Raw genomic sequence first — 15,948 nt, 5'->3', positions numbered from 1 at the left:
CGCGGTAGAGGAAGGCGCGCGGCCGGTCAGCGCGAGGCCGCAGAGGCCGGGGCCGTAGCCGCCGAGGCCGGAGCACTGGCGCGGGATGCCCCGGCAGCCGGTGCAGGCGCCGCAGCGCCGCTGGCCGCCCCTTGCGGGCCTGCGGGTGCCTGTGCACGCCGGTTGCGGAAGAAGGCCCGGCGCTCTTCCTGCGACATCTTGGCAACCTGCTCGCGCTCCTGCGGGGTCAGGCTGGCCATCAGGGCGGCGCGTCGGGCGCCCGCGTCCTGCGCAGCGGCGTCGGCACGGGTGGCCACGGCGGCGTCAATCACAGCCACCTTGGCGCCTTCGCGCAGGCGGTCAATGCCATCGGTCACCACCTGCTCACCGTCTTGCAGCTCGCCCTCCACGCTCACGCGGTCGCCATCGGCCACGCCCACGCGGATGCGCCGCTGCGTCACGGTGCCATCGGGGCGCACCAGGTACACGTAGTTGTTTTGCACCGCCGTGCTGGGCACCGTAAGCACGTCTTTGAGCAGGTTGACCTGCAGCTTCACGTTGACGAACTGGTTGGGGAAGAGCAGGCCCTCTTCGTTGTCGAACGCCGCCTTGGCCTTGATGGTGCCGGTGGTGGCGTCGATGGCGTTGTCTACCGCGCCCAGGCGACCCCGCGCTAGGCGCTGCTTCTGGTCGCGGTCCCACAGCTCCACCGGCAGGCTGGCGCCGCTGGCCAGTCGCTGGTTGATGACGACCAGTTGGGCCTCAGGCACCGAAAACACCGCATCAATCGGACGCACCTGGTTGATGGTGACGATGCCCGTAGCGTCTGACGGGCCGACCACGTTGCCCCGGTCGGCCTGGCGCAGGCCCAGCCGCCCGCCGATGGGTGCGGTGATGCGGGTGTAGCTCAGCTGCAGCTTGGCCGCATCCACCTGCGCCTGGTCGGCGGCCACGGTGCCTTCCAGTTGGCGCACCAGGGCTTTTTGAGTGTCTACCTGCTGGCTGGCAATCGAGTCTTTGGCCAGCAGGTCCTGGTAGCGCTGCAAATCGAGCTGCGCGTTCTTGAGCTGGGCCTGGTCGCGTTGCAAGTTGCCTTGCACCTGCGTCAGCGTGGCCTGGTAGCTGCGGGGGTCGATCTCGGCCAGCAGTTGCCCGGCTTTGACCTCGTCGCCTTCCTTGAACTTGATGGACAGCAACTCGCCACTTGCCTTGGCGCGCACCACAGCGGTGGCGCGGGCGCTCAGGGTGCCAATGGCGCTGACCATGACGCGCACATCCTGGCGCTGCACCACGCCCACCGACACGGGCTGCGCGCCCCCTGCCCCGCTGAACCGCCCCGGCGCCCGGGCCGCACCGGCAGCAGGGGTGCCAGCGGCAGGGGCCACAGGGGCTTGCTGCTGCTTCCACCACCAGCCGCCTGCACCGGCCAGTGCGACCAAGACCAGCAACACAAACCACCACAGGGCGCGACCAGTTTGGCGCGCAGCAGAAGGGAAACGGCGAAGGAATGATTGGGCAGGCATGAAGGCGCAGCAAAGTGAAAACCGGAGCCGTATGGTAGCCACGCACTCCAATTTGCCCCCAGGCAGGGGGCTGGATTTACCAAGGCTTTACGATGGCCCGCATGCACGCGCGGGGCCTGAAGGCTTCAGCGCTGAGAGGCCAGCAGCAGGCCGCCCGCCCCCATGAAGAAGCCGCCTGTGGCCTTGTTCAAACGCACCACCCCACGCGATGTGCGGATGAAGCGGCGAATCTGGCGCCCGCCGGTGGCATACACCGCCGTCGAGACAAATTCAGACATCAAATAGATAGAGCCCAGCGCCAGAAACTGGGACGCTGCGGGCCGCGACGGGTCGATGAATTGCGGGAAGATGGCCGCAAACAGCACGATGGCCTTGGGGTTGGTGATGCCCAGCAAAAACTCCTGGGAGATCAGGGCTTTGAGCTGGACGGGGGCCTGGGTTGGCGCCACCTCACCGTTGTCCAGCATTTGCAGGCCGCCAAATTCGCGGCTGCGCCAGGCGCGCCAACCCAGCCAGAACAGGTAACAAGCGCCCACCCATTTCACGACCGTGAAGGCGGTTTCAGACGCCAGCAGCATGGCGCCCAAGCCCACCGCAGACACGGTCAGAAAAATCGCAAACGCGGCCACACGCCCCAGCGTCGCAATCAACGCAGCGCCCACCCCGGCGCGAATGCCGTTGTTCAGGCCGCAAAAATTGTTGGGGCCGGGCGTGAGGGAGATGGCAATCGCCACCGGAACAAAAAGCAGGGCATCCATGCGGTAAATCTCCAGGAAGAGTCTGCCCACGATCACCCCGGGGCCGCACACCGGTCTTTGCGGGATCGTAAACAGGCTCAGAGTGTAGACCCGCGCCCCCGGCCCTGCAGTGCGGGGACATTGTGGGCGGCGACGTAACCCACAGATCATTCGCGCGGGGGCAGCTCCAGCACCTGTGTCCACCGCACCCCAGGCAAAGGCGCGTAGTGGGCCACCACCACGGCACGCTCGGCCCCCTGGCAACTGCGGCCCAGGGCCTGGGCCAAATAGACCACCGAGGGCTTATCCAACCCGGCAATAGGCTCGTCGATCAAGGTCAGCAGCGCCTGGCTGGCCAGGGCTGCGGCCATGCAGACCTTGCGGCGTGTGCCGGTGGACAGGGCGTAAAAGGTTTTGTCCAGATGCTCTGCCAGCGCAAAGCCCTGGATGTGCAGCGCCAGGGCGTCAGCATCCCAGCCAGGGTAGCGCCGGGCCTGGGCGTCCAGCCAGGCCTGTGCGGTCCATGGCTCGAGGGTGTCAGAGCGAGGGTCGGCGTGGAATACCTGGGCGCGATACGCCTCAGAAGACTGCCCTGCACTGATGCCATGCAGCGTGAGGCGCCCTTGCTGGGGCGTCAGCTCTCCCGCCAGCAAGCGCAGCAGGGTGGTCTTGCCCGTGCTTTCGTCCCCACACACCAGCACCAGACCGGCCCCAATGCGGGCTTGGAAGCCTGAAAAAACAGGGGCGCTGGGATAACCGAAATGCAGATCGTCGATGGACAACAAAGGGCTGGCGGATGGCATGGTGACAAGCAGATGAAGGTGGCGAGAGCCGGGGGTTGGGTGGCGCATTGTGCTCCGCCACCACCGCGACAAGCCGCACAATGCCTGCCCTAAGCGCCCGTTCCAGCCACCATTGCACCCCACCGACCATGACACTCAGCTACCTTGATTTTGACTACAGCGAAGACTATGAAGGCGTCGGCACCTTCGACGCGATGGCCAGTGTCAGTCCCCAGCAATGGCCGGCATTGCAATCCGAGGTGGCCCAGGTGCTGACGTGGTGCCAACAGCAGTTCCCGCAAGGCCCGGCTCCCTTGGAAGACGGAGGCGACTGGGACTACGACCTGCAAGGCAGCGAGGAAACCGTCGCACCGTTGGCGTTGCAATTCAACGCCGCTACAGGCGCCATTGAACGCAGGGCCGGAGCCCCAGGTGCGCCCCGCATCACCCTCACCCTGTCCATCAGCGGCAGCCCGTCGTTTTGCCAGGCCCTGCGCAGCGCGTTTGACCTTACGTAAAAGCGCTCGCAAACCCCCTTGAGGGCAAGGGGAAAAGCATCGGCGCAGCAGGCCCCGCGGCCCAAAGCTACAGTCCGAAACTTAACGGTTTTTAAATGACTGGAGAGTATCGATGCTGAAACGCCGCCAATTTCTGGGTGCCGGCCTGGGCGCATGCGCCTACGCCGCTGGCTCGTTTGTGCCTGTGTGGGCCCAAAACGCGCCGAACTTGGGTACCCCCGCACTGCCCTCGCCGGGTTTTCGCCGCACCAAGGTGGGCGATGCCGAAATCATTGCCGTGAACGACGGCATTGCGCGGCGCCCGCTGGGTGAAGAGTTTGTCAAAAATGCCCCATTGGTCGAAGTGCGCGCTCTGCTGGCGACACAGGGCCTGCCCACCGACTACATCGATGTGCCCTTCACCCCCTTTGTGGTGATCACAGGCGGGCACAAGGTGCTCATCGATACCGGGCTGGGCGATTTTGGTGGCCCTACCGCAGGCAAGTTGCTGGAGAACCTGCGCGCAGCGGGTGTGCCCGCATCTGACATCGACACCGTGCTGATCAGCCACTTCCATGGGGATCACATCAACGGTCTGCGCAACAAGGCAGGTGAGCTGGCGTTTCCAAAGGCCAAGGTGATGGTGCCTGCGGCTGAATACGCGTTCTGGATGGATGACGCCCGCATGGCCGCGGCCCCCGCTGGGCAAAAAGGGGCTTTCGAAAATGCACGCCGCACATTCAACGGCATGGCGCCGGACATGCTGGTGCAGTTCGCTGCGGGCAGCGAGGTGCTGCCGGGTGTCCGTTCTGTGGCGGCCTACGGTCACACCCCTGGGCACACGTTGTTTGAAGTGGCATCTGCCGGCCAGAACTTCTTTTACCTGGCCGACCTGACCAACGTGCCTGCCCTCTTCGCCCGCAACCCCGATTGGGCAGTGACCTTTGACATGGATGCCGAAGCGGCCCGCAAGGTACGCCGCGAAGTCTTTGCGCGGGTGACCGCGAGCAAGGCACTGGTGGGCGGATTCCACTTCCCGTTCCCGGCTTTTGGCAAGGTGGCCGCTTCGGGCAATGGGTTTGCCTTTGAGCCTGGCGTGTGATGCCCCTGAGTCCCATGCTCCATCGGCCCACCCGGCGCACTCTGCTGGCGGCAGGCCTGGGCATGGAAGTCCTCCCCGCTTGGGCCGACGGCGATGTGCAGGCCCTGTTGCGGGCAGGCGGCGTGGTGATGGCATTTCGGCACGCCACTGCGCCTGGCACCTTCGATCCACCGCAGTTTCGCCTGGACGACTGCGGCACCCAGCGCAACCTGAGCGAGGCGGGGCGATCGCAGGCCCGGCGCATGGGTGACTGGTTTACGCAGCGCCAGTTGCAGCCAGCGCAAGTCAAATCCAGCCCTTGGTGCCGGTGCATCGACACTGCTGCACTGGCCTTCAGTCCACCCCAGGTTTGGAACGCATTGGGCTCCCCCCATGGGGCAGTGGAAACCACCAGCGCCAACCACTTGCGCGAACTGCGCGGTGCGCTGCAAATGGCGTCGCAGCGCACTGGGCAGTTCGAGGTTTGGGTGACCCACATGTTCGTTTTGCAAGACTTGGCCCAGACCAACACCCAGTCGGGCGAAGGGCTGGTGCTGCAAGCGCAGGCATCTGGTGCGGTGCGCGTCCTTGCGCGGCTGCAGATTGCATAGCACAGCGCGTGTATCCGAACCACTCACCGAAGACTTCAAATAGCGCTACTCAAAGGCACTGAAGCACGCGTGCGACAACCTTTTTTTGGTGGTGGCCCGCGACCTATGGCCTAATATCTGTTTTCCACCATTTTTCCAGAGACCTTCCATGGGCAACAAGATCGTTACCGAAGCAGACCGCAAGCGCACTCCCCGCCCCACGCCCGTGCCCGGCTACACATTGGCCACCCCAGGCCGTGGCCAGCGCGTGAGCCTGGAGCGCGGTGTTGCAACCCGCAGCAAGAAGAACCCTGGCAAGCGCTCCAAGAAGGGCGGCTAAAGCCTGCTGGGGTCCGTCGAGGGCCTCAGAACAAAAAAAGCCAACCGTTCGGTTGGCTTTTTTCATGGCCGATGCGCAACCGCCGTCACAGTGGAGCTGGTTGTGTCTCGGAGAACCCGCGAGCAGGCAGGACGATGTGGAATGACGCGCCTTTGGGTGACAAATTGCGGGCAAATATCTGCCCCCCCATGGCTTCGATGATTTTGCGGCAAATGGCCAGACCCAAGCCCGTACCGCCCGAGCCGTCCTTGGTTTTGCTGGACTGAACGAAGGCCTCAAAAATCGTCTCCAGCTCTGCCTCGGGCACCCCGGGGCCTTCGTCACGCACTTCCAGGTGCACCTGCCCTTGCGAATCCACGCGCCCCAGCAGCCTGATAGCTGAGCCTTGGGGCGAGAACTTGATGGCATTGGCCACCACGTTGCGAATGACCTGCTGCAACCGCAAAGGATCGACCTTGGCAACCAGGGGCAGGTCGGACATTTGCACGTGCATCGATTGTTGGTTGCGGGTGAGCAAAGGCTCCAGCTCCTGCACCACCGGGTGCACCAGCCCCCGCAAGTCGATGCGTTCCAGATGGAATGTGCCCACCGTGCTTTCGAGCTTGGAGACCTCCAGCAAATCATTGACCAGGGCCAGCATGCGCTGCCCGGCAGAGTGAATGTCTTCAAACATACCCGCCAGGCGCGGCTCCGCGCGTCCACGCAAGGCGCCCAGTTCAGCAAACCCCAGGATCGACTGCAAGGGGGTGCGCAGTTCGTGGCTCATGTTGGCCACGAACTCGGACTTGGCCCGCGATGCCTCCTCGGCAGCTTGCCGGGCCTCCTGGGTGGCACGCTCGGCTTGGCGGAATTCACTCACGTCCACAAAGATGGTGAGCACACCCGAGGCCTTGCTCTGCACATCGGGGATGACAGCCTTGATGACACGCGTTTCACGCCGCGTCCCATTGCCATGAAGCACCTTGGTCTCGTAGAAGGTCTGCCCGCCGCAAGCCACCAATTGCCGGTTGTGCTCTTGCTCTTCCTGCGCTTCGTTGGCGGGTAAAAAGCCGCTCAACCGGCGCCCCACCACCATGGCCCGCTCCAGGCCTTTGTACTCTTCCCACGCACGGTTGACCTGCACCACCACCCCATCGGCCTGGGTGACCGCAATGGGCAATGGGTTGGTGTCCAGCAGCAGGTTCTGAAAGGCAATCTGCTCCTGCAAACGGCGCTGCGCGGCCCAGCGCTCGGTCACATTCACAGCGCTGCCGGCAAAGCCAACAAAGCGCCCTTCCGCCTGCAAGGCCACCAGGGCCACGTCGAACTGCAACTCACGCCCGTCACCCAAGCGGACCATGGCTTGGCAGTTTCGCACCCCAGCGGCGGCCAGCGGGTCCAAGGCGGCCGTGACGGCACTGCGGCTGGCGGGATCGACGATGTCTTGCAGGCGCTTGCCAATGGCCTGCTCGGCCGGGCTGCCACTGAAAGCAAGCCAATGGGCATTGACGTAGGTGATGACCCCATGCACGTCGGTGCGGAAGATGAGCTCTTGCACGCTGCGCATCAGCACGCTCAGTTCGCGCTCGCTCTGGGCAATGCGCTGCTGCGCACGGTCTGCGGCCAGGCGGGCCGACTCACGCAGCCGCACCGTTCGCCAAATGGCAAAAGTAAGCCCCACCACCAGCAGCACCAGCACGCCGCCCACCCCCAACAATGCGCTGGCACTGTAAAACCAACTCCAGGCGGCATGGCTGTACGACTCTTCCACAATCACCACCAGCGGCTTGGTGCCAGAGGTGCGAAACGCCAGGATTTGCCGCTCGCCCAGGGCGCCCTTGCCGATGTAAGAAGCATGCTCGCGCGCCGGCAGAAAATTAGTAAACACTGGGATGCTGCCCACGCTGGAGCCCACCAGGCGTGCGCCTTCCCGGGACCCTGCCAGCACGCCGCCCCGGTAGGTGGTGATGACGGAGTCATAGCTTTCGGTCTCCAGCGTCAGGTACTGGAAGTTGGAGAACGCATCCGGATTGGCCAAGCCCACCAGCACCAGGGGCCGGCCAGCCTCGGTCACAAAAGACTGCAGCAGTGGAAGGAAGGCCAAGCCTTGGGGCACCTCTTGCGCGGCCCCTGCGGCACGTATGGCACCCAACCCACGGCCCATGATCAACGGCCCAATGCTGCTGCGCCCCACGGGGCCTCGCGGTCCGAGCTGGTCCATATTAATGCGCATGCCCGCTTCGCCGCCATTGGTGCTGGCCACCACATTGCCATGCACGTCCACCACGGCAATCGCTCGCAAAAAAGGCAAACCCAACAGCGCTTGGTTCAGCGCAGCCTGCATGCGCTCAGCGTCTGGTGCAGAGGCTCGCAAAACAGGAGATGCCGACAGCGCATCCAGCGCCATCTCCCCCGACTCCAGCGTGCGCGTGGCTTGGTCTTCCAGCACCCGGGCCAGCAATGCTGCGTGGGCTTGGTCTGCGGCAATCGTGCTGCGAAAGTCACTCACCGCCAGCAAGACCACTGCCAGCAAGGCGCCGAGCGCTGCCAGGGCCCCGCCCACCAGCACCAAGGTGCTGGCCTTCGACCAACGCCCCAGTGCAGTGGCAGAAGTGCTGGCAGGTGCGCGTGTGCGGGCCATGCTTACCGCACCACGATCGGCCCCAGGCCATGGTTACCCGCCGCACGCTCCAGCCGCCCATCGCGTTTGATGCGGGCCACAAAATCGTCGACCGTGGCAAGCCACTTGGCGTCACCAGGCTTGACTGCGTAGGCGTAAGGAATCACCGAAAAGGGGGCGGGCGAGGTGATCAGGCGGGCCCAGTCTGCGTTGTCCAGCAAACGTCGACTGTACGGATAGTCCGTCATGAACACATCCACCCGGCCAGCCACCAGCTCGCGCTCGCGGGTCGCTGGCAGCTTCACCCGCACCAGTTGCGCATGCTTGAGGCGCTGCTCCATGACGGGCTCCATGAAAGTGCCCGCCTGCACCGCCACCAGCACGCCGGGCTTGTCGATATCAGCCCACTGCCTTATGACCTGGTTGCTCTTGGTGGTGATGCCGTAGATGTCACTGCGCAAGTACGGTTGGGTGAAGCGCAGCTTCTCGGCGCGCTGCTCAGTCACCCCAATCGCAAACATGGCTACGTCGCAGCGGTCTGCAGTGAGGTCCCCCACCAGTGCGGGAAAAGATGAATCCACATACTCCACGCGCACTTTCAGGTCGGACGCAAGCTGGGCAGACAACTCAATGTCTACGCCCCCCAACTCCTGCGTGCGCGCATGGCGGTAGGTCACGCCGTAGTACTCGGGCCAGATGCACACCCGCACCACGCCACTGGCACTCACCCTCTCAAGCACCGTCTGCGCGTGGGCAGCCACAGCAGCCAGCAAGCTGCCAGCAACCGCTGTGCAACGAAGCAACGATAAAAACCGCATGGCAATCGCTCTCAAAAGAGGGAAGAAATGGTGAGGAACAACCGGCACTCAACCCCGATTGACAGGGACCCGGCGAAGCCGGGAGCGCAACCAGACCACGGTGGTGGCACTCAACACGCAGGCAGTGATCCAAATCATGCTGCGGCCTCTATGCGGTAGATGGTTTCCAACACCTGCAAGGTGCTGAAGGGCTTCATAAGGTAGTCGTCGGCACCGGCGGCCATGCCAGCCTCGCGATCACCGGCCTGCACGCGTGCTGTCAACAAAATCACTTTGGTGAAGCGGGTGGCGTGGTCGGCTTTGATTTGGCGGCACACTTCCAGCCCATTCAAGCTGCCGGGCATCATGATGTCCAGCAGCACGATGTCGGGGCAGATCTCCCGGCTCAAGGCCAAACCCGCATCACCGGTCGATGCTTCATGGATTTCGAAATCATCGAATTCCAGCGTCATCTTCAACAGTTTGCGAATGTCGGCATGGTCTTCAACGATCAGAATTTTTTTCATGGCATGCTCTTGCGAATGTTTTAACAATCTGCTCCACAGCGAAGCCGGTTGGCGCCAGGGCTTAAACCCGACGTAAAGCAATCATATCAATCATTTGTATCAAATGCAAATCCTTTTAAAGCGATAAAAAAAAGAGGAAAATGCGCAACTCATGAAATCTGAAAAAACTCCACCACCTTCTTTGGTACAGGATCACTACACCACCCTGGAAGTCGCCAGCATGCTGGGCTTGGCGGTGCGCTCGGTGCAGCTGATGGTGGACCGCAATGAACTGGAAGCCTGGAAGACCCCAGGCGGTCACCGGCGCATTTCGCGGGCCTCGGTTGAACAGTGGATCAATGCACGAACAGGCGCCAGTGGCAAAACCGCTGCAGTGCCGCAAGCAGCGGCGCACGCTGCGGATGGCAGCGCTTCAAGCGCGCCATCCACCCGCGCACGTGGCAGTGCCCAGATTCTGCTGATCGAGGACTCCATCCACTTCCAGAATCTGGTGACGCTGCTCGTCAACCAGCACTTTCCTGGCGCCGTGCTGCACACGGCCAACGATGGCATCACGGGGCTGGCCATGTACGGCCAGATTCAGCCCGACGTACTGATCGTGGACATCCTGTTGCCCGGCATTGACGGCGCCACCCTGATCACCACCCTGCGCTCGCACCCTCAATTTGCACGCAGCCGCCTGATCGTGGTGACCTCGCTGGACGAGCAGCAGCGGGAGCCTTACGCCTTTGCCTTGCAAGGCGTGACCGTCATCCACAAGCCCCAACTGGTCGCAGAGCTGCCGGCAGCCTTGGCGCAAACCCTGCCAGCCAAAGCCGCATGAGCCACGCCGCTGCCCCCTGCGTTTTGCTGGTGGAGGACGACTCCTCCATTACCCGCTTTGTTGAGATGGCTCTGGACCAGCTGCCCATTGAGTTGCTGACCTGCACCACCGTGCCTGCCGCTGTCGCGCTACTGCAACAACGCGATGTGAAGCTGGTCATCACCGATTTGATGCTGCCAGGCGAATCAGGCATTTCGCTGGTAAAGCGCATGGCAGCAGACCCCCTGCTGGGGCGCGATACGCGGGTGGCGGTGTTCAGCGCAGGCCTGACGCCTGTTGTTAAAGACCAGCTGGAGGACTTGAACCTCTGGCGCGTTTTGTCGAAACCCATTGCGGTGCAAGAGCTGGAAAACTGCGTGCGCGATGCGCTGGCAACCCAAGCCGCTGCAGACGCCTTGGCTCCAGCATCCGCTCCAGCGCCCTTTCCCCCACCGCCACCGCCAAACCCCATCGATGCAGAGGGGGCCGGCGCGCCTTGCACACCAGCAGAAAAACTGGCCATCACCACCCACTTTGGGGGCGATGCCCAGCTGTTCACCACCTACCGAGCCGCCTGCCTCAAGCAATTTGCCGCCGATGTGCACACAGGGGACACGGCTGCACAAGCGCAAGACTGGCCTGCCTTGCGCAGGCTGGCCCACAGCCTGGCCACCGTGCTGCTGACCTTGGGCCGCCCCGAAGACAGCCTGACCGCCCGCGCCCTGGAAGACGCTGCAGCGGCCAATGCAGCACCCGCCTGCCTCACAGGCTGGGGCCAATTGCGCACCCGCCTGGGCACCAGCATCTGAAACGCAGCCCAGGCAGCGCCTATTCGCTGTCACCCACGGGATCAAGGGCGTGTGGACAAAGCGAGTAAAGCTGCTCCAATACGCCACCATGATCACCGTTCACCACCTCGAAACTTCGCGCTCGCAGCGCATCCTGTGGCTTCTGGAAGAGCTGGGGCTTCCGTACGAACTCAAGGTGTACCAGCGCGATCCGCGCACCAAGCTGGCGCCCCCGGAACTCAAGAAAATCCACCCCCTGGGCAAATCCCCGGTGATCACCGACGGGGATACCGTGGTGGCAGAGTCCGGGGCCATCATTGAATATTTGGTAGAGACCTACGCAGCGCAGGCCCCACAAGCCATGCCGACGCTGCAACCGGCCCTGGGCACGCCAGAGTACCGCCAATGCCGCTTCTGGATGCACTATGCGGAAGGCTCGCTGATGAACTGGCTTGTGATGAAGCTGGTGTTCATGAGCATCCCCAAGCAGCCCATGCCCTTTTTTGTGCGCCCCATCGCCAAGGCACTGTGCGGCACCGTGCAGCAAAAGCTGGTGGACCCGAATGTGGACACGGCCCTCGACTTCATGGAGGACCATCTGGCACAGCACCCCTGGTTTGCAGGCCAGCACCTCACCATGGCTGACTTTCAGATGAGCTTTGCGGTCGAGGCTGCGCTTTCTCGCGCCAAGCCGGGCAAGCCCCGCCCGCACCTGCTGGCCTACCAACAACGCATGCTGGCCCGCCCCGCCTACCAGCGTGGCATCGCCAAGGGCGGGCCCGTGGTGATGTCCAGCTGACTTTGAACAGGTTCTTAGCGCACCCCGCACACCAGCGCGCCTGCATCGTTGTGCAGCACCTCGCGCTCGTTCTTGGCCTGGGCCACGGCCATGTCGCGGGGCAAGGCCACCCCGTTCTTGACGGCCAGGATCTCCGCCATCACGCTCACAGCGATCTCGGGTGGCGTCTTGCTGCCGATGTACACGCCGATAGGGCCACGCAAGCGCTGCAGTGACGCCTCTGTCTGCCCGAAGTGCTCCACCATGCGGGCGCGGCGCGCCTCGTTGTTGCGCCGGGAGCCAATGCCACCGATGTAAAACGCCTCAGAGGCCAAGGCCTCCAGCAAGGCGAGGTCGTCCAACTTGGGATCGTGCGTGAGGGCCACCACGCAACTGCGCCGATCGGGCTTAAAGGCCGTCACCACATCGTCAGGCATGTCGTTCACCACCTTGGCGCCCGGCACATTCCAGCTGCCCCGGTATTCCTCACGCGGGTCGCACACCGTGACGGCAAAACCATTGAACAGCGCCATGGTGGCCAGGTACTCTGCCAATTGCCCCGCGCCGATGAGCAGCATGCGGTACTCGGGGCCAAAGGTGTTGGTGAGCTGCTGCGCGTCCACCGTCAGCTCGGCGGGCGCAGCAGCAGGCTGCAGGCTCACCGCCCCATCGGCCAGCTGCACGGTGCGTTGCACCAGCTGGCCCTGCTCCAGCTGCGCCACCAGCTGGGCCAGGCTTTGGGGCTGTGGGTCGTATTCCAGCAACAGCTCCAGCGTGCCCCCACAGGGCAGGCCAAAGCGGTGCGCTTCGTCGGCGGTGATGCCGTATTTGACGAACGTGGGCGGGCCGCTGGGGATGGTGTGGGGCAAGCCCCGGTCGGCCGCGGCGGGCTGGGCATAGGCGCGGGTGTGGCGGTCGATCAGGTCGTCCTCAATGCACCCGCCAGACACGGAACCCACCACCGCCCCGGTCTCGCACAGCGCCATGATGGAGCCCACTGGCCTGGGGGAAGAACCCCAAGTGCGCACCACCGTGGCCAGCATGGCGCGCTGCCCGGCCACGCGCCAGCCCAGCAAAGTGCGCAGCACCATCACATCCAGGTTTTCCATACGGCCTCCGTCATCCACGCACTTGGCAACGCCGATCGCTCACTTGGCCAGCCAGAAAAGTGCCGCCATTCCCCCCGCGCCAATGGCTACCCACACCCAAGGGGGGAAAACACTGGGGGTGTTGGCAGCTGCCGCTGCAGGCAGCACCTGCAGCGCATCGGGCTGGGTGGGGGTTTCCAGCATCACCGTGTCTTGCAACAGGGTGTCCTGGATCTGGGTGTCGGCGGCGTCTCGGGGGTAGCGGCGTTGCATTTCGTTGTCGAACCGTTTGAAAAAATCTTCCGCCATGGTCTTGGCGGCACCATCGATCAGCCGCTGGCCCAGCTGGGCAATCTTGCCGCCCACCGTGGCATGCACGGTGTAGTGCAGCTCACAGCTGGACTGCCCAGCGGCATCTGCGGGCAAGGGCACCAGCTTGACTTGCGCTTGGCCTTTGCCAAATCCGGCCACCCCACCCGAGCCATCGAAGGCAATGGTGTAGCTCTCGGGCGGCACGATGTCTGCCAGGGTGATCTTGCCGGCGAACTTGGCAGACACGGGCCCAATCTTGAGCGCCATGGCCACGGCGTACTGATTCTCGCCGCTGGCCTCTACCTTGTCGCAACCGGGGATGCATAGTTTGAGAACCTCAGGGTCATTGAGGGCATCCCAAGCCTGCTGCTGGCTGACGGCAAGGGTGCGGCTGGCTTGCATTTCCATGGTGGTTTCCTCTTGGTTTTGGGCGGGTTTTTCTGAAATCGGTCACAGCCGCAGCACCCTGGCCAGACTGGCCGCCAGGTCCTGCAGACGGCCCAGGTTGTGCACCGCCACCATGCCATGGGCCTGGCGATGCAGCTCGCTGGCACCCCGCGCCGTGGGGGCATAACCCTCAAAGCGCAGCAGGGGGTTGAGCCACAGCAGGCGGCCACCGTGGCGGCGCAGCCAGCCCAGCTCCTGCGCCAGCACCTCGGGCTCGCCCGTGTCCAGCCCGTCGCTGATCAGCAGCACCAGCGTGCGCCGCCCCACCAGGCGCCGGGCGTGCTGCTTCCGCAACTGCGCCAGGCTGTCGCCCATGCGAGTGCCACCTGCAAAGTCGTTGATGGCATGGCTGGCCACCTGCAGCATGGCGTCCGTGTCGGCCAGGCGGAACGCAGGCGTGAGGTCCGTAAGCCCCGTGCCAAACGCGAACACATCGCGCCGAACACTTGCGCCCATGTTGCGCGGCGCGGTGGCGGCATGCAAAAAGGCCAGCAGCAGCCGCGCATAGCGCTCCATGGAGCCCGACACATCCACCAGCACCAGCAGCGGCAAGGGTTGCTGGCGCCGCTGCAGCAACGGCACGCGCAGCACCTCGCCACCGCTGCACGCCGCCAGGTGCATAGCGCCCGGCCAGTGCGGGCGGTGGCCCCGTGCACCCGGCCGGGTGCGGCGGGCCGCGTAGTGCGGCAGGGACAAGGGCACCTCGCGGGCCAGGCGCTCCACCAGCAGGTATTCGCTGGCCGAGAGCTGGTTGAAATCGGCCTGCCGCAGGCGCTGCAGGTCGCTGGCCGTCATGGCGGCATCGAAGTCCACCTTGTCTTCTTCGCGCGGCGGCGGTGCGTTGCGCGCGGCGCGCACCGGGGCCAGTGCCTCGCTCACACGCGGGCGGCGCTTGGCGGGCTCGGCCTTGGACTCGGCGCTGGGCAGCATCTGTGCCAGCAGCTTCTGGGCCACGTTGGGGTTGCGAAAGTAGGCATCGAACAGTTCGCGAAAAACCAGCCGGTCTTGCTCTCGGCTGACGAGCACGGCCTCCAGCGCGGCGCAAAAGTCCTCGCGCTGCAGCCCCACCAGCATCACGGCCTGCTGGGCCAGCGCCATGCGGGCGGCATCCACGCGCACACCGGCGCGGCGCAAGGTGCGGCCAAAGCCGCTCAGGTTGTCGGCGAGCTTGCCCGTGCGGGCATCGCCGAGCTGGGAGATGGTTGCACCTTGGGCCATGGCTGCGCCTTCACACCGCCTCAGGCTTCTGCGGGCTGCAGCAGCTGCGCCGCCATGTCGCGCGTGAGCGCCGCCACATCCTCGCGCTGCTTGAACAAGATGCCCGCCGTGTCGGAAACCACCTCCGGGTCCACCACGATGGTGTCGAGCGCCACCAGTGCCTTGGCCCATTCCACGCTTTCGGCAATGCCCGGCGCGCGCTGAAAAGCGTTGGCAAACGGCTGGCTGCGCAGGCGGCCCACAAACTCGGCCACCTGCTGGGCCAGCGCTGCGCTAGCGCCCGGCACCTGGGCACGCACGATGGCCAACTCGCGTTCTCGCTCGGGGTAGTCCAGCCAGTGGTACAGGCAGCGGCGCTTGACGGCGTCGTGCAGGTCGCGCGTGCGGTTGCTGGTGAGGATGGTGACCGGTGTGGCCGTGGCGCGCACCGTGCCGATCTCGGGGATGCTGACCTGGTACTCGCCCAGGTATTCGAGCAAAAAGGCCTCGAAGGGCTCGTCGGCACGATCCACCTCGTCGATGAGCAGCACCGCACCCGGCGCAGGTGCCTGCAGCGCTTGCAGCAAGGGGCGGCGGATCAGGTAGCGGTCCTGGTACACCTCGCGCTCCACCTGCGCCATGTCGGCACTGCCCTTGCCTTCGGCGGCGCGCATGTGCAGCAGTTGGGCCGCGTAGTTCCATTCGTACAGCGCCTCGCGCTGCTCCAGGCCGTCGTAGCACTGCAGGCGAATCAGGCTGCGCGCAAGCACTTCCGAGAGGGCTTTGGCCAGCGCGGTCTTGCCCACGCCGGGCTCGCCCTCGAGCAGCAGCGGGCGCTGGAGTTTGAGCGCCAGGAACACCGCCGTGGCCAGGCGCCGGTCGGCAAAGTAGCCCACGCTTTGCAGGGCTTGCACCAGGGCATCAACAGAGGCTGGGGAACTCATTGCTTCTCTTTTGATAGCTGCTTGCGCTTGATAGATAAGCGCTAGAGGCCAATTTGGCTATAAATCACTCTTTCCAATGCGGCGCCCTGGCTCCTGCAAGCTCCGCCCGAACGGTTGGCGCGGCCCGCGCCGCAGGCCTT

At 64.5% G+C, this 15,948-nt stretch carries 17 protein-coding genes; 7 read left to right on the top strand and 10 right to left on the bottom strand.

Annotated elements, in window-relative coordinates; all coding sequences use genetic code 11:
* Nucleotides 1–26 precede the first annotated feature (26 nt).
* The 3 genes from CLU86_RS04480 to CLU86_RS04470 all read right to left on the bottom strand — a co-directional run bounded on the left by CLU86_RS04480 (nucleotide 27) and on the right by CLU86_RS04470 (nucleotide 3,042).
* Nucleotides 27–1,502 carry an MdtA/MuxA family multidrug efflux RND transporter periplasmic adaptor subunit gene (locus CLU86_RS04480; protein WP_099740786.1) on the bottom strand — a complete coding sequence of 492 codons (1,476 nt, stop codon included), beginning with the start codon at nucleotides 1,500–1,502 and terminating at the stop codon, nucleotides 27–29.
* A gap of 125 nt (nucleotides 1,503–1,627) precedes the next feature.
* The gene (locus CLU86_RS04475) at nucleotides 1,628–2,260 is read right to left on the bottom strand and encodes a LysE family translocator (protein ID WP_099743273.1); all 633 of its coding nucleotides are present in this window, start codon (nucleotides 2,258–2,260) and stop codon (nucleotides 1,628–1,630) included.
* Nucleotides 2,261–2,406: 146 nt separating this feature from the next.
* Nucleotides 2,407–3,042, bottom strand: a complete 636-nt coding sequence (locus tag CLU86_RS04470) for an ATP-binding cassette domain-containing protein (RefSeq protein WP_099740785.1) — start codon at nucleotides 3,040–3,042, stop codon at nucleotides 2,407–2,409.
* 128 nt (nucleotides 3,043–3,170) lie between these two features.
* Between CLU86_RS04470 and CLU86_RS04465 the strand changes: the two genes are divergently transcribed.
* From CLU86_RS04465 to CLU86_RS22885, 4 genes are all read left to right on the top strand, one after another.
* On the top strand, nucleotides 3,171–3,539 hold the full coding sequence (locus tag CLU86_RS04465; protein WP_099740784.1) for a hypothetical protein: 369 nt from the start codon (nucleotides 3,171–3,173) through the stop codon (nucleotides 3,537–3,539).
* A gap of 112 nt (nucleotides 3,540–3,651) precedes the next feature.
* Entirely contained in the window at nucleotides 3,652–4,620 is a 969-nt protein-coding gene (locus CLU86_RS04460; protein WP_099740783.1) for an MBL fold metallo-hydrolase, read from the top strand.
* Complete coding sequence (locus CLU86_RS04455; RefSeq protein WP_099740782.1) at nucleotides 4,620–5,210, top strand: histidine phosphatase family protein; 591 nt, start codon at nucleotides 4,620–4,622, stop codon at nucleotides 5,208–5,210. The genes CLU86_RS04460 and CLU86_RS04455 overlap by 1 nt, the downstream gene beginning before the upstream one ends.
* Before the next feature lie 148 nt (nucleotides 5,211–5,358).
* Nucleotides 5,359–5,529 (top strand): hypothetical protein, encoded by a 171-nt coding sequence (locus CLU86_RS22885; protein WP_162995995.1) that lies wholly within the window; start codon nucleotides 5,359–5,361, stop codon nucleotides 5,527–5,529.
* An 85-nt stretch (nucleotides 5,530–5,614) separates the two neighbouring features.
* Here the strand turns inward: CLU86_RS22885 and CLU86_RS04450 are convergent, their stop codons facing one another.
* The 3 genes from CLU86_RS04450 to CLU86_RS04440 form a co-directional block, all read right to left on the bottom strand.
* Nucleotides 5,615–8,149 (bottom strand): ATP-binding protein, encoded by a 2,535-nt coding sequence (locus CLU86_RS04450; RefSeq protein WP_099740781.1) that lies wholly within the window; start codon nucleotides 8,147–8,149, stop codon nucleotides 5,615–5,617.
* Between the two features lie 2 nt (nucleotides 8,150–8,151).
* Nucleotides 8,152–8,946, bottom strand: coding sequence for an ABC transporter substrate-binding protein (locus CLU86_RS04445; RefSeq protein WP_099740780.1), 795 nt, complete (start codon nucleotides 8,944–8,946; stop codon nucleotides 8,152–8,154).
* Between the two features lie 134 nt (nucleotides 8,947–9,080).
* Nucleotides 9,081–9,452, bottom strand: a complete 372-nt coding sequence (locus CLU86_RS04440; RefSeq protein ID WP_099740779.1) for a response regulator transcription factor — start codon at nucleotides 9,450–9,452, stop codon at nucleotides 9,081–9,083.
* A 151-nt stretch (nucleotides 9,453–9,603) separates the two neighbouring features.
* On the opposite strand from CLU86_RS04440, the gene CLU86_RS04435 reads away from it, so the two are divergent.
* From CLU86_RS04435 to CLU86_RS04425, 3 genes are all read left to right on the top strand, one after another.
* On the top strand, nucleotides 9,604–10,275 hold the full coding sequence (locus CLU86_RS04435) for a response regulator (protein WP_099740778.1): 672 nt from the start codon (nucleotides 9,604–9,606) through the stop codon (nucleotides 10,273–10,275).
* Complete coding sequence (locus CLU86_RS04430) at nucleotides 10,272–11,063, top strand: two-component system response regulator (RefSeq protein WP_099740777.1); 792 nt, start codon at nucleotides 10,272–10,274, stop codon at nucleotides 11,061–11,063. Before CLU86_RS04435 ends, CLU86_RS04430 begins: the two co-directional genes overlap by 4 nt.
* 88 nt (nucleotides 11,064–11,151) lie before the next feature.
* On the top strand, nucleotides 11,152–11,841 hold the full coding sequence (locus tag CLU86_RS04425) for a glutathione S-transferase family protein (RefSeq protein ID WP_099740776.1): 690 nt from the start codon (nucleotides 11,152–11,154) through the stop codon (nucleotides 11,839–11,841).
* A gap of 14 nt (nucleotides 11,842–11,855) precedes the next feature.
* On the opposite strand, the gene CLU86_RS04420 is transcribed toward CLU86_RS04425, so the two are convergent.
* From CLU86_RS04420 to CLU86_RS04405, 4 genes are read right to left on the bottom strand one after another with little or no spacing between them, the layout of a single operon-like run.
* Nucleotides 11,856–12,929: an XdhC family protein gene (locus CLU86_RS04420; protein WP_099740775.1), complete on the bottom strand. Its 1,074-nt coding sequence runs from the start codon at nucleotides 12,927–12,929 to the stop codon at nucleotides 11,856–11,858.
* Between the two features lie 39 nt (nucleotides 12,930–12,968).
* Nucleotides 12,969–13,628, bottom strand: coding sequence for a CoxG family protein (locus CLU86_RS04415; RefSeq protein WP_099740774.1), 660 nt, complete (start codon nucleotides 13,626–13,628; stop codon nucleotides 12,969–12,971).
* Between the two features lie 42 nt (nucleotides 13,629–13,670).
* On the bottom strand, nucleotides 13,671–14,885 hold the full coding sequence (locus CLU86_RS04410; RefSeq protein ID WP_099740773.1) for a VWA domain-containing protein: 1,215 nt from the start codon (nucleotides 14,883–14,885) through the stop codon (nucleotides 13,671–13,673).
* 20 nt (nucleotides 14,886–14,905) lie between these two features.
* A complete protein-coding gene (locus CLU86_RS04405; protein WP_099740772.1) occupies nucleotides 14,906–15,808 on the bottom strand; it encodes a MoxR family ATPase in 903 nt (300 codons plus the stop codon).
* Nucleotides 15,809–15,948 lie beyond the last annotated feature (140 nt).

Origin of the sequence: Acidovorax sp. 62 (genome assembly GCF_002754495.1) — a bacterium.
GTDB lineage: Bacteria > Pseudomonadota > Gammaproteobacteria > Burkholderiales > Burkholderiaceae_C > Acidovorax.
The sequence above is the reverse complement of the archived record's forward strand: the minus strand, read 5'-3'. Positions and strand labels throughout refer to the sequence as shown.

Excerpts from the sequence above, each read along its gene's own strand:
- CLU86_RS04435 (WP_099740778.1), top strand. The coding sequence starts at position 9,604 with ATGAAATCTGAAAAAACTCCACCACCTTCTTTGGTACAGGATCACTAC.
- CLU86_RS04455 (WP_099740782.1), top strand. The coding sequence starts at position 4,620 with ATGCCCCTGAGTCCCATGCTCCATCGGCCCACCCGGCGCACTCTGCTG.
- CLU86_RS04465 (WP_099740784.1), top strand. The coding sequence starts at position 3,171 with ATGACACTCAGCTACCTTGATTTTGACTACAGCGAAGACTATGAAGGC.
- CLU86_RS04475 (WP_099743273.1), bottom strand. The coding sequence starts at position 2,260 with ATGGATGCCCTGCTTTTTGTTCCGGTGGCGATTGCCATCTCCCTCACG.
- CLU86_RS04470 (WP_099740785.1), bottom strand. The coding sequence starts at position 3,042 with ATGCCATCCGCCAGCCCTTTGTTGTCCATCGACGATCTGCATTTCGGT.
- CLU86_RS04425 (WP_099740776.1), top strand. The coding sequence starts at position 11,152 with ATGATCACCGTTCACCACCTCGAAACTTCGCGCTCGCAGCGCATCCTG.
- CLU86_RS04460 (WP_099740783.1), top strand. The coding sequence starts at position 3,652 with ATGCTGAAACGCCGCCAATTTCTGGGTGCCGGCCTGGGCGCATGCGCC.
- CLU86_RS04480 (WP_099740786.1), bottom strand. The coding sequence starts at position 1,502 with ATGCCTGCCCAATCATTCCTTCGCCGTTTCCCTTCTGCTGCGCGCCAA.
- CLU86_RS04410 (WP_099740773.1), bottom strand. The coding sequence starts at position 14,885 with ATGGCCCAAGGTGCAACCATCTCCCAGCTCGGCGATGCCCGCACGGGC.
- CLU86_RS04405 (WP_099740772.1), bottom strand. The coding sequence starts at position 15,808 with ATGAGTTCCCCAGCCTCTGTTGATGCCCTGGTGCAAGCCCTGCAAAGC.
- CLU86_RS04420 (WP_099740775.1), bottom strand. The coding sequence starts at position 12,929 with ATGGAAAACCTGGATGTGATGGTGCTGCGCACTTTGCTGGGCTGGCGC.
- CLU86_RS04445 (WP_099740780.1), bottom strand. The coding sequence starts at position 8,946 with ATGCGGTTTTTATCGTTGCTTCGTTGCACAGCGGTTGCTGGCAGCTTG.
- CLU86_RS04415 (WP_099740774.1), bottom strand. The coding sequence starts at position 13,628 with ATGGAAATGCAAGCCAGCCGCACCCTTGCCGTCAGCCAGCAGCAGGCT.
- CLU86_RS22885 (WP_162995995.1), top strand. The coding sequence starts at position 5,359 with ATGGGCAACAAGATCGTTACCGAAGCAGACCGCAAGCGCACTCCCCGC.
- CLU86_RS04430 (WP_099740777.1), top strand. The coding sequence starts at position 10,272 with ATGAGCCACGCCGCTGCCCCCTGCGTTTTGCTGGTGGAGGACGACTCC.
- CLU86_RS04440 (WP_099740779.1), bottom strand. The coding sequence starts at position 9,452 with ATGAAAAAAATTCTGATCGTTGAAGACCATGCCGACATTCGCAAACTG.
- CLU86_RS04450 (WP_099740781.1), bottom strand. The coding sequence starts at position 8,149 with ATGGCCCGCACACGCGCACCTGCCAGCACTTCTGCCACTGCACTGGGG.